We start from the raw sequence: 11,282 nt of genomic DNA, 5'->3' as shown, positions 1-11,282 counted from the left end.
CGGGAGTGATCTCAAAGCTCGACGATTTCTTATACAACTGAAAGAAATCTCCTTGAAAATGATTGTCTGTAACCTTCACAGGTTCTTACAATTTTTCTTCGTGAAGGTTTTCTACAGAGCAAAAAAATAAAAAAATTACGGCTCTGTAGAATTCCTCAATAAAAGGAGAGCGCACAAAGAAGAGATCATTTTTGAGATGTTGTAGAGAATCACTTTGATTTTAATTTCCTTGACCTGTTGCCGGTATTGACGAGCTTTGAGAGCTTCCCCGAACTTTCGTTTTAGGACAGAGAAGACGGTTTCGACTTTGTTTCTCTGATGGTATTTTTCCTCGTCAAAAGATTGAGCGATCCGTTGACGATAATATCCGGAGATCCGCTTCCGTTTTCTGTTTCGGACTGGGATAAGCGAGCAGGCATTCAGCGTATCCCAAACGAGTTCATGGATCTCTTCGGAGTCGTATGCTTTGTCCATGACATAGAGGTCAGAGGGTCTGGTCCTGTGACATTGTTTGAGGAGAGTTCTGGCGTGAATGCTATCATGAACCGGATGTTGGGAGATCTTCAGACCGGTAATAATCTGTTGATTTGTATCGACAGAGACAGAAGTTTTCAGGAACCGTTTTCTCATTTTATCCGTTCTCCAGGAATAGTAGTGGCTGGCATACGAGCTGGTGAACCCTGAGGAATCAATTGCAGTACTGGGAATCCTCTCACCCCAGTCGTAAAACATTTTTACAAGTCGGTTCAGTATCCGGGTGAATGTCGTGGATCTTATCCGTTGACTGAACTTGTGGATTGTTGTAAAATGAGGTACGTTATCGAGATGGATCTTTGCACGAATTAAATCCATTATCTCCGCAAGTTCAACCGCATCCCGATAATCTTCTGACAAATACTCTTTCAGGAGAAGGAGCGTGAGTAACTGATGTTGCGTATAGGTTTTCTTCGAGAACTTCGATGAAAAAAGTGGAATGCGGGAGTCTCTGATTAGGCCAGAGGATAATTCAACAAACCTGATATACCGGTTTGCCGACATTAGTTTGCCTCCTTATCGTTAGTAGCATAACAAAATAAGGAGGCACTGTACCTTAGATCTTTCTGTCACTGTTTTACTTCTGTGAACTCAGCATTTCTACAGAGCCAAAATTACAGCGCTGGCTTCTTCTTCAGCGCAGCGACCAGCAGCTGCACCGCGGCCTCGAGGTCCCGGAGATCGAGGACTTCGACCGGCGAGTGGATGTACCGGGTCGGGATACTCATCGTGGTGCTCGGGATGCCGCCCTTCGTCAGGTGGATCGCGGTGGCATCGGTTGTCCCGCCACTGCCGACTTCGAGCTGCATCGGGATGCTCTCGTTGTCCGCCGCTTCCTTGAGCCAGCTCACGACCTTCCTGCTTGCAATGAGCCCGCGGCCGCTGGCGTCAACAATCGTGACGACCGGGCCTTTCCCCATCTCAACCGGGGCGTCCTTCATCTCGATGCCCGGGTGGTCGCCGGGGATCGTGACATCGGTGGCGATGGCGCAGTCAGGTTCGAGCGTATAAGCGCTCGTCCTTGCTCCCTTGAGACCGACTTCTTCCTGTACCGTGAAGACCGCACAGATCGTGAGCGGGGATTTGACCTCCTGCATGGTCTTGATCAGCATCGCAACCCCGGCCCGGTTGTCGAATGCCTTGCCGGTCACGCGGCCGTACCCGAGTTCCGTGAATTCCCGGTCAATGGTTACCGGGGTCCCCACGTCAACACCCAGCACTTCCACTTCCTGCCGGTTCGTGGCGCCGACATCGATAAACATGTCATCGATCTTGACGCCTTTCTTGCTCTCTTCGGCATCCATCATGTGCGGGGGTTTGCCTCCGATGACCCCGTACACCGGGCCCTTCGTTGAGTGCAGGACCACGCGCTGGTTGTAGAGCGTGGGGCCGTACCATCCGCCCAGAGCAACGAACCGGAGAAATCCTTTCTCATCCACGAACTTCACCATCAGGCCGATCTCGTCCATGTGGGCGGCGAGCATCACCTTGAACTTGTTCCCTTTCTTAATGGCGATCAGGTTGCCCATCGAGTCTTCGCGGATCTCGTCCACGTGGCCCTTGAGTTCCTTCTTTATTATCGACAATACGCTGCCTTCGCTGCCCGAGACACCGTGGGCATTGGATAATTTTGCCAGGAGTTCCTTTACCATGATATCACTTCACGAGTTTTTCGATCCGTTCAAGAGCGGTCATTATATTCTGTCGCGATGTGGCATAACTGAAACGGGTGTACTCCGGCGCATTGGCGCCGAATGCGGAGCCGGGGACCACGATGACGCCCTTTGCGATGATCTTCTCCGTCAGTGCCGGCTTCATCGGGACAAAGGCATAGAACGCACCTTCCGGTTTCGGGAAGGGCAGGCCCAAGTCGGAAAGGCCCTTCCAGATGAGGTCGCGGCGTGCCTCGTACTCGTCCCGCATGACCGCAACCGCACCCTGGTTGCCCTCGTACGCGGCAAGGGCCGCATACTGGGAGATCGACGTGGCGCAGGCCTGGCAGTACTGGTGGACCTTGAGGCACTGCCCGATGATCTCGGGCGATGCCGCAAGATAACCGAGGCGCCAGCCGGTCATCGCGTAGGTCTTGCTCGTGGCGTTGATGGTGATCACGTTGTCGCCGAATTTTGCAGCGCTCACGTGCTTCTTGCCGTAGATGAAATGTTCGTACACCTCATCGGATACGACCGTGACGCCCTTGTCTGCGGCATACTCGACAATCGCCCTGACCGATTCCTCGTTCTCGACTGCACCGGTCGGGTTACCGGGGGAGTTTAAGACAAAGAGCTTTGTGCCACCCATCAGGGCCTTTGCCTTCTCGACATCGATATGAAGGGTCTTTGTGAGCGGGACGCTGACCGGGGTCCCCCCGGCAATGGTGGCAAGCGACGCGTACGAGACAAAACCCGGGTCGGGGCAGAGGACGCGGTCGCCGGGGTTGAGGAGCGCCTGCATCACGATATGGAGTGCCTCGCTTGCACCGGCCGTGACGATGAGCTGGTCCGGGTGGTACTTGATCCCGTTCTCGTTTTTGAATTTTCTGCTGATCGCAGCCCGGAGTTCCGGGAGGCCGTTGTTCGTGGTGTACCCGGTCTTTCCGTCCTGGATCGCCTTGATCGCTGCATCCTTGATATGCTGCGGGGTGTCAAAATCCGGCTGGCCAAGCCCCATGTTGATGGAGTCCGGTCCTGCCGCTTCGAAAATTTTCCGGATGCCGGAGATCTCGATCCCCGCCACCCGTTCAGAGAATTTCATGCCCATAGGTCACTTCCTGTCTACTCGATATTCGTATGCCGGTTCTTGAGGGCAGTCTCGTCCGTCTTCGTTATTTCCATAAGCCGCGAGATGACGGCATCGGAAAAGATCATGGACGCGGTCTCGAAGAGGGTGCCGAGCGGTGCAAAGGACTTGTGCTCGCCCATCATCTGCCGGATCTCGAACTCCACGGTATCGTCTTCGACTTCGTCGCGGTGGTGCTCAATGATGACGATGCAGTCCGCAATCTTCCCGATCCGTGAATCCGCGTTGGAGGAGATGAGGCAGATGTGGGCCCCGATGTCCTTTGCGGTCTCGGCAATATCCGCCACGGTCTTCGTCCTGCCGGAGCCGGAGAAGATCACCATGACATCCCCGGGGCTCAGGGCAGGCGTGATCGTCTCGCCGACCACGTACGCCTTCAGGCCAAGGTGCATCAGCCGCATCGCAAACGCCTTGGCAACGAGTCCCGAGCGCCCGGCGCCGATCACGTAGACTCGCTTTGCGTCCAGCAGTTCGGCAATAAATTTCTCGACGTCGTTGTCAGATATTTTGTTCGCAATCGCCCGGATCTTCGATGCCATCAACAGCATCATTTCCTGCACCCTGTGGCTGTCCATGCTTCTCGCACAAGAGATGCACCCACATAGTAGATGAGAATTTCTGATGCCGGAGCCGGTATTTTCGTTACTGACGCGGGAACGGGGATAGATCTTTATGCAATGTTCTAAAAAGTTAGTCTGTGATTGCCCCGCTCGTGAAATGCTCGCCTTTTATCAAATGGGCCGGCGGAAAGCGACAACTTCTCGTGGAACTGGATCAGCGCCTCCCCCCGGCATGGAACACGTACTACGAGCCGTTCATTGGCGGTGGGGCACTGCTGGTCAACCTCGATAACCACCAGCTCATTTCGCGTGCGGTGATTGCCGACCTGAACAGCGAGCTCATCAACCTGTACCGGGTGGTGCAGGACAAGCCGGAGTCGCTCATCGCTGCACTGGAGGACGATGACCTCCGGAATGATGAGGCGTCGTACAAGGCATTGAAAGAGAAGTTCAACACCATCATCGGTAGCCCGTTGCATGAGATCGAACGGGCCTCCCTGCTCATCTACTTAAACAAGCACGGGTTCAACGGTCTCTGGCGGGTGAACCGGAAAGGGAAATTCAACGTGCCGTTCGGGAGCCACAAGAACCGTTCCATCCCTTCGGGTGCAAGCATCATGAAGTTCTCCGCACTGCTCGCGAAGGTGAAGATCCTGAATGCCGACTTCGAAGCGGCGGTAAAGACCGCCCGGAAAGGCGACTTCATCTATTTCGATCCCCCGTACCAGCCACTCTCAAAGACCGCGAACTTCACGGATTACAATTCCAGGGGGTTCCGGTTCGAGGACCAGGAGCGGCTCGCCCGGTTGTTCCGGAAACTTTCGAAAAAAGGGATCCGGCTCATGTTGAGCAATTCCAAGGTCCCGGCAATCGAGGACCTGTATGAGGGGTTCCGTATCGAGACCGTCACGGCCAGACGGTTCATCAACTGCAATGGCGAACGCCGGAGCGGGATCGAGGAAATTATTGTAACGAATTACCCGTACGACTGACAGGTATTAAGTTCCCCTGTTTTGTAAGATGGTGATGGACCGGTCTCCGGCAGGTCCCGGAGAGATCAAATCACAAGATTTAATGTCAGAGAACTATATCCATCAGCTTGCTTGTGCTTATGCCGATAATTGACACCGGAGTTACGGATAATCTGGAAAATGCCAAAAAAGGAGTCCAGCAGGGAGTCCAGTATTTATTCAAACGGGAAATGGTGAAATTCCTGAAATTCGGGATCACCGATCAGCCCCGGACGCAGTTAAAACAATTCGAGAAGGACGGCCTTCGGTATAATCACCTGTTCCTGATTTACAAAACACGATCATTTGCCAGCGTGAACCTGCTTAAAGAGTATGTCCTGGATACCTACCCGGAATATTGTGACAACGAGATCAGGAACTATGATGAGAAGAGTGGAGATACTCCCTATTTCCTGTATTGTGCAACCTATATCCCCCCAAAAAAAATGTAACTTCTTTCAATCTCAATCGTGTTGACGGGCGTATTTTTTCCGTATGGCCCCGGCCACCCTTCACTCGCTTTTCCCGGCCCGGTACTCGTCAATCTTTCCGTACTGAACAAGTTTCCCGTTCTCGAGCACCGAGACCGCCCCGTGCCCGCCGCAGATGAGGCAGCGCCGGCCGGCGGGTGCGAGCGCATTGTCCGTCTCCTCTGCAAGAGCCGTCAGGGCGATACGCTCCTGCTTTGCCCGGTCGCTGTCAACGTTGACAGAGGTGACGAGGAATGCCGCAAGCGAGCTGTAGTCCGCCCGCTCCTGTGTCAGGCTCCGGAAATTGATGACGCTGTCGGCCGCAAAGATCAGGCCGTGGGTTCTGGAATAGAGGAAGACCTGCCCGAAGGTATGTCCACCCAGGCCGTCCAGCACGTCCAGTTCCAGTCCGCCGATGGTGACCGTCCCGATGACCGGGAAGATCCCCCGCGTCGCACCGGTCGGCCCGGAAAAACAGTGGATGTCCGACGGAATGGCGAACCGCGAGAAGAGGTTGATCATCTTCGTGTAGAACGCCTCGAGCACCGACTCCTGGCTCCGCGAGCCATAGCCCCGGTTGTTGGTCCGGATGATCTCAAGGGTCCCCGTGTGCATGTACACCGGCACGGAGAAGTGGCCCGCGGCCCCGCAGTGGTCCGCGTCCGCGTGCGTGACGATGATGCGGGTGAGTTTTCTCATGTCCACCCCGTACCGGGAGAACATGGTCATGATATCGTCATGGTAGATGCCGTAACCGGTATCGATCATCACCAGTTCTGCCGGGGCCTGGATGAGGAATATGCTCCCCCCGCAGGGAGGCTGGAAGCAGTACAGCATCGTGTCTGGTGTGATCGCGAACTGCTGAACGGCGGAATAAAAATTATCACCGGAAGTTGCATTCATGGTCCGGCCGGTGGCAAGCACGCTGTCGAACACCTGGTGGGGGTTGCAGCCCCGGTCCATGAGCTCCTGCGCAATATGGTTGGTGTCCGCAAGGAACGAGAGCAGGAACGCATCCTCGGATTCGCCGATCAGTTCCCGGACTTCCTGGGCGTACCGGACATAAAAAACCGTGTCGTCAAGGTGTTTCCCGGTCTTGTCGTACTCGACAATCTCAAGCCGGTACCGCGACTTCAGCTGGTCGAGGAGGCGGTCGATCTCCCTGCTCTGCTCGAGGTTGAGGCTGACCGTGAGGCGGTCGGGGTGCCGGCCCTTGTCATCGAAATCGATCAGCGCGATGTTGGCTCCCGCCGAGGTGATGTACCCGAGGAACTCGTAGAGCGCCCCGGGACGGTGCGGGAGGTACACGCAGAACTTCAGGAAGTCAAGGGAGACGAGCGATGTCTGGAGGTACCCGATCCGGGCAAGGTCTTCGGTGATCTTCCGGTAGGCATCGTCCGATGCGGTCACTTCGTAAAAGACGGTCCCGGGGTCGATGCGGCGGTCAAACTGGATACGGTTGATATTGCCGTCATATTTTTTGATGATCTCGGCTGCCCGGTGCAGTGAACCGGGCTCGTCCGGCATATGCGCAACAAAAGAAAATTTTCCCATGATCCACCGTTTGCGGGTATACCGTTGTTGCCGGACTTCGATATAGGTTATGGTTGGCGGACCAGTGTTTTAAAAAAAAGGGATTATCAGAAATTATGGATCTCTTCGTCCTGCCGAAAAGGCCACGAAGAGGAATCCCGCGATGAGGAGCCCCGCACATGCGGTGACGGGAGAGACCGGCAGGGAGAGCGGGTTCTTAACAAGCGTTGGCGAGAGAGAGGTTGTTTCCGCGGGCTTTACGGTTACCTGGACCGAGTAGGCAAAGTAGCCGGGGGGTTTGATCTCCACAAGGTGGTTGCCCGGAGTAATGCTGCCCAGCGTAATCGGGGTTACACCCACGGATACCGAGTCAAGGAAGACCGGTGCACCGTCAGGGGTGGATGAGACCGACAGCGTGCCGGTCCCGGAGGAGGTTCCCGGGGGGACCTGTCCCGGAACGGTTCCGGGCAGGGTGCCAACAGAGGTTACCGGGGTTTCTGATGGCGCCGGAGTCTGGGGAGGGATGACCGTGATCGTGGTACGGAACGTGTTCTTCACGGACGGGCTGGAGACCGTGACGTAATATTCACCCGGCTGCATGTCCACGTGGAATGCATAGGTGAAATATCCTGACGCGGTTGCACCGGTCTCATAGGTATGGAGGACGTTCCCGTTTCCGTCACTGACCTGGATCCTGATATCCGTTGTTCCCTGTTCAGCGGTACCGAGCAGCTGGATGTAATTGCCGGTCTCCAGCTGGTCCGGGTTTGCGACAACGTAAAAGTCCGGTTTTTTCATCATGACCGATGTGGTTGAAGACTGTGTGGGATCGTTCAGGTCAAATGCCGTGATGTAATACCGTGCCGTCTGCATCTGGTCGATTCCCTTGATGGAGGACGTATACCAGGAGAAGCGCCACGTGCCATCAGCGTTCATCGGGACAGGATTGCCGGTCCCTTCAACGCCATTCAGGTCATAGATCGGGACACCGCCGGCAGGCAGTCCCGGGCCGGTGAGTTTCAGGACCGTGACATTCCCGGCATTATTGAACCCGTCGAGGGTGATCGTATCGCCGATATAATATCCACCGGGACCGCGGTATGCAATAGAGATCGTTTCATTTGCTCCCAGTGCCGGTTGTATGCAGACAGCAACGGCAGCAAGCAGAATAAGGGTTGAGATGCCCCTTATGAACTGGACCTTTCCCATATGTACCTCTCGTTATGAAGAATATCGTTTAAAACGTATATATTTCTTTATTGTCAGATTTCTGTAATAATTGCCCCAATTGCCCAAAATCGCCAGATTACACAAATCCGGGTTACCCGATAACGAAACTATATCTATATTACCGCGTAACCCTTGATACGAGGGAAACAGACGATGCCCGATGTTGAGTTGGCCAAAAAACATGGCGAAGACCTGCTGAAAACGAGGATCTCAACACTCCAGAAATCGTTTTCTTATGAAGATACCGCGTATCACCTCCCGATCTCCTATGCACTGACCGGCATTGCAGTGCATGACCAGAAAGCAGCGGCAGAGGTGTTTAGTAAGACCGCGAACAACCCGATCGTTGCATCCGAGTGCCTGCTTGCAGAACAAACCGCGGTGTCCGGCAAGGAGCCGGCACCATACACCGGTTTTATCAATGACACGGTCATCCGCAAGCTCGGGTATTCGCTCGTTGACGGGAGTATTCTTGGCCTCGCGCTGGTTGTCGGCTCACCTGGAAGCGGGGGGAGTGCTGCGGCCATCTGCCGCGAACTGCAGGAAAAATACATGCTCACGTTCCTTGCCGGAAACATTATCCCCACGTTGTCCGAAGCCGGCGTCCGGCTGGGCCTTGAATACCGTCTCATCCCCCTTGGTTCAACACCCTTCCACGGCATCCATTTCGTTGACATCATCGCCCGCGTTGCCATGATGTTCGGCGGTGTCACGCCCGGTGACGCGCACCGCCTGCTCGCGTATGCGACCGAACGTGCCAAGGCGATTGTCATTGTCTTCCCCGGCCTGAGCGATGAAGAGATCGCGCTCGTTGACGGCATGCGGGTGCTTGGTTTCTCCATCCTCTCGGTCGGCGGATATGAGGGCGGGACATGGACTCCCGCCACACCCGAGGACGTGGTCAGGCTGGGCATGGACCAGAAGGGCATCCGGGTCAATATCACCGCGATCCCGATCCCCATGGGATGTTCACCCGCATTCGAGGGAAAGAGCATACGGAAGGAAGAGATGTACGTGGAGTTCGGCGGCGGCAGGTCGCCGGCGTTCGAGCTATTAAGGATGCGCCAGCCCGGCGAGATCGAGGACGGGAAGGTAACGGTCATCGGCCCCGAGATCGATGCACTGAAAGAGGGATCCGCAAACCCGCTCGCGATCATCATCGAGGTCGCCGGCAAGGCGATGAAGAAGGACTACGAGCCGGTGCTCGAACGGCGGATCCACAACTTCGTCAATTATGGAGAAGGCTCCTGGCACGTGGCCCAGCGGGACCTCATCTGGGTGCGGCTCTCGAAGGAAGCCGTGGCAAAGGGCGTAAAGATCGAACACATTGGCAAGCTGCTTGCAAGCAAGTTCCGCATGGACTTCCCCCAGCTGCTCGACGCGGTTGCGGTCACGCTGATCACGGACAGCGCCAAAGTCACTGAAGCGAAGAAAGAGGCGGAGCGGGTGTACGATGAACGCGATGCACGGATCAAGGGGATGCGGGACAGCGAGGTCAGCACCTATTACTCCTGCACGCTCTGCCAGACGTTTGCCCCAAACCACGTCTGCGTCATCACCCCCGAGCGCCTCGCCCTCTGCGGCGCGATCAGCTGGCTCGACGGGAAGATCGCGTACGAGATCGCCCCTTCCGGAGCCAACCAGCCGATCGAGAAAGGTGCGGTCCTCAACGCCCAGACCGGGGAGTTCGAGGGTGTCAACCGCTTCGTGAAGAAGGCAAGCCACGGCGAGATCGAGCGGTGCTCACTCTACAGCGTGATGGAATACCCGATGACCTGCTGCGGCTGCTTCGAGGCGATCGCCCTGATGCTGCCGGAGGTGAACGGGATCATGGTCGTGAACCGTGAACACACGGGAATAACCCCGTCGGGCATGACGTTCTCGACACTCGCCGGCACGATTGGCGGCGGGGCCCAGACACCCGGGTTTGCCGGGATCTCCAAGAACTATATCCTCTCGGACCGGTTCCTCCAGGGGGAGGGCGGGATCGAGCGGCTGGTCTGGATGTCGGCCGCCCTCAAGGAGGAACTCAAAGAACGGCTCGTAAAGAAGCTCGCGGAACGCGGCCTTGCGGGGTTCCTTGAGAAGATCGGGGATGAGACCACCGCGGCAACCATCGAAGACCTCATGGTGTTCCTCGAACGCGTCGGCCACCCGGCCCTTGGGATGAAACCGCTGGTGTGAGCACGATGGCCTTCGACATGAATTTCGGCTGGACGTCAACGATTGGCGAAGTCGTGCTTGGAGCAACAAACGCGGACGGGGGCACGCGGAGACGCTCGTACCGGATTGGCGGGGGGACAACGCTCCCGTTCATGGAAGACCGGGCTGGCTCGCCGTCCCCGCTCATCGCTCTTGAGATCTGTGACTATCTCCCGTTCTGGCCGCCGATCGTGACGAATTACTGCGGGGACCTGGTCAACAACGTGGGCGAGTGGGCAAAAGCCGCTGACGGAACGTACGGGGCCGACCTTATCCGGCTGTACCTGACCAGCACGCGGCAGCGGAATTTTAGCGATATTGCCTCGCTCGGAAAAGTTGTCGAAGATGTGCTCGCGGCGTCCAGCCTGCCCCTGATCATCGAAGGGAGCAACGAGCCGAAGATCGACAGCGAGGTGTTCCAGAAATGCGGGGAAGTGGCGCAGGGTGAGCGGCTCCTCCTCGGCACCGCGGAGGCGGGGAAGTATCGCAGCATCGCCGCCGCTGCCCTTGCCTACAACCACTCCATCATCGCCCAGTCGCCCATCGACATTAACCTAGCAAAACAACTTAACATCCTCTTAAAGGAGATCGGCGTCCAGCGGGACCACATCGTGATCGACCCGTATACCGGGGCGCTTGGGTACGGTTTCGAATATTCTTACTCGGCGATGGAACGGATCCGGTTCTCTGCTCTCAAGGGCGATACCGATCTTGCCATGCCCATGGTCTGTTCCGCGATCGATTCGCTCACCATCAAGGAAGTACGGGAGGCAGAACCCGCGGTGCAGGACGAGATGGCAATCCAGTGGGAGTTCTACACCGGCATTGCCGCGGCGACCGCCGGCGCAGAGATCATCTGCGTCCGCCACCCCGGCACCATCCCCCTCCTCCGGAAGGCATTTACTGACATGAAAAAACCCGGGACAGCAGCGGAGGTGCGATAG

10 protein-coding genes are annotated in these 11,282 nt (G+C 56.3%); 4 read left to right on the top strand and 6 right to left on the bottom strand.

What is annotated here, in order from left to right:
* Positions 1-135: 135 nt before the first annotated feature.
* The 4 genes from M0R30_RS05080 to hxlB all read right to left on the bottom strand — a co-directional run bounded on the left by M0R30_RS05080 (position 136) and on the right by hxlB (position 3,908).
* On the bottom strand, positions 136-1,038 hold the full coding sequence (locus M0R30_RS05080) for an IS5 family transposase (RefSeq protein ID WP_292544183.1): 903 nt from the start codon (positions 1,036-1,038) through the stop codon (positions 136-138).
* A 110-nt stretch (positions 1,039-1,148) separates the two neighbouring features.
* On the bottom strand, positions 1,149-2,186 hold the full coding sequence (locus M0R30_RS05075) for a M42 family metallopeptidase (RefSeq protein WP_292544181.1): 1,038 nt from the start codon (positions 2,184-2,186) through the stop codon (positions 1,149-1,151).
* Positions 2,187-2,190: 4 nt separating this feature from the next.
* Positions 2,191-3,294, bottom strand: coding sequence for a pyridoxal phosphate-dependent aminotransferase (locus M0R30_RS05070; RefSeq protein WP_292544180.1), 1,104 nt, complete (start codon positions 3,292-3,294; stop codon positions 2,191-2,193).
* 14 nt (positions 3,295-3,308) lie between these two features.
* Positions 3,309-3,908 (bottom strand): 6-phospho-3-hexuloisomerase, encoded by a 600-nt coding sequence (gene hxlB, locus M0R30_RS05065; protein ID WP_292544177.1) that lies wholly within the window; start codon positions 3,906-3,908, stop codon positions 3,309-3,311.
* Between the two features lie 122 nt (positions 3,909-4,030).
* Here hxlB and M0R30_RS05060 point away from each other — a divergent pair, with 122 nt between their 5' ends.
* Together M0R30_RS05060 and M0R30_RS05055 are read left to right on the top strand one after the other, a co-directional pair.
* Positions 4,031-4,885, top strand: coding sequence for a DNA adenine methylase (locus tag M0R30_RS05060; RefSeq protein WP_292544174.1), 855 nt, complete (start codon positions 4,031-4,033; stop codon positions 4,883-4,885).
* A gap of 119 nt (positions 4,886-5,004) precedes the next feature.
* A complete protein-coding gene (locus M0R30_RS05055; protein WP_292544172.1) occupies positions 5,005-5,355 on the top strand; it encodes a hypothetical protein in 351 nt (116 codons plus the stop codon).
* A 60-nt stretch (positions 5,356-5,415) separates the two neighbouring features.
* Here M0R30_RS05055 and M0R30_RS05050 read toward each other — a convergent pair whose 3' ends face one another.
* Both M0R30_RS05050 and M0R30_RS05045 read right to left on the bottom strand, forming a co-directional pair.
* Positions 5,416-6,927, bottom strand: coding sequence for an MBL fold metallo-hydrolase (locus M0R30_RS05050; protein ID WP_292544170.1), 1,512 nt, complete (start codon positions 6,925-6,927; stop codon positions 5,416-5,418).
* 93 nt (positions 6,928-7,020) lie between these two features.
* The gene (locus M0R30_RS05045; protein ID WP_292544168.1) at positions 7,021-8,115 is read right to left on the bottom strand and encodes a PEGA domain-containing protein; all 1,095 of its coding nucleotides are present in this window, start codon (positions 8,113-8,115) and stop codon (positions 7,021-7,023) included.
* Between the two features lie 174 nt (positions 8,116-8,289).
* Here M0R30_RS05045 and acsB point away from each other — a divergent pair, with 174 nt between their 5' ends.
* Together acsB and M0R30_RS05035 are read left to right on the top strand one after the other, a co-directional pair.
* Positions 8,290-10,320: an acetyl-CoA decarbonylase/synthase complex subunit alpha/beta gene (acsB, locus tag M0R30_RS05040; protein ID WP_292544166.1), complete on the top strand. Its 2,031-nt coding sequence runs from the start codon at positions 8,290-8,292 to the stop codon at positions 10,318-10,320.
* Between the two features lie 5 nt (positions 10,321-10,325).
* On the top strand, positions 10,326-11,282 hold the full coding sequence (locus M0R30_RS05035; protein WP_292544191.1) for an acetyl-CoA decarbonylase/synthase complex subunit delta: 957 nt from the start codon (positions 10,326-10,328) through the stop codon (positions 11,280-11,282).

It is taken from the genome of Methanoregula sp., from assembly GCF_023227875.1.
GTDB lineage: Archaea > Halobacteriota > Methanomicrobia > Methanomicrobiales > Methanospirillaceae > Methanoregula.
The sequence above is the reverse complement of the archived record's forward strand: the minus strand, read 5'-3'. Positions and strand labels throughout refer to the sequence as shown.

Coding starts and splice junctions, on each gene's coding strand:
- M0R30_RS05080 (WP_292544183.1), bottom strand. CDS start 1,038: ATGTCGGCAAACCGGTATATCAGGTTTGTTGAATTATCCTCTGGCCTA.
- M0R30_RS05075 (WP_292544181.1), bottom strand. CDS start 2,186: ATGGTAAAGGAACTCCTGGCAAAATTATCCAATGCCCACGGTGTCTCG.
- M0R30_RS05070 (WP_292544180.1), bottom strand. CDS start 3,294: ATGGGCATGAAATTCTCTGAACGGGTGGCGGGGATCGAGATCTCCGGC.
- hxlB (WP_292544177.1), bottom strand. CDS start 3,908: ATGGACAGCCACAGGGTGCAGGAAATGATGCTGTTGATGGCATCGAAG.
- M0R30_RS05055 (WP_292544172.1), top strand. CDS start 5,005: ATGCCGATAATTGACACCGGAGTTACGGATAATCTGGAAAATGCCAAA.
- M0R30_RS05050 (WP_292544170.1), bottom strand. CDS start 6,927: ATGGGAAAATTTTCTTTTGTTGCGCATATGCCGGACGAGCCCGGTTCA.
- M0R30_RS05045 (WP_292544168.1), bottom strand. CDS start 8,115: ATGGGAAAGGTCCAGTTCATAAGGGGCATCTCAACCCTTATTCTGCTT.
- acsB (WP_292544166.1), top strand. CDS start 8,290: ATGCCCGATGTTGAGTTGGCCAAAAAACATGGCGAAGACCTGCTGAAA.
- M0R30_RS05035 (WP_292544191.1), top strand. CDS start 10,326: ATGGCCTTCGACATGAATTTCGGCTGGACGTCAACGATTGGCGAAGTC.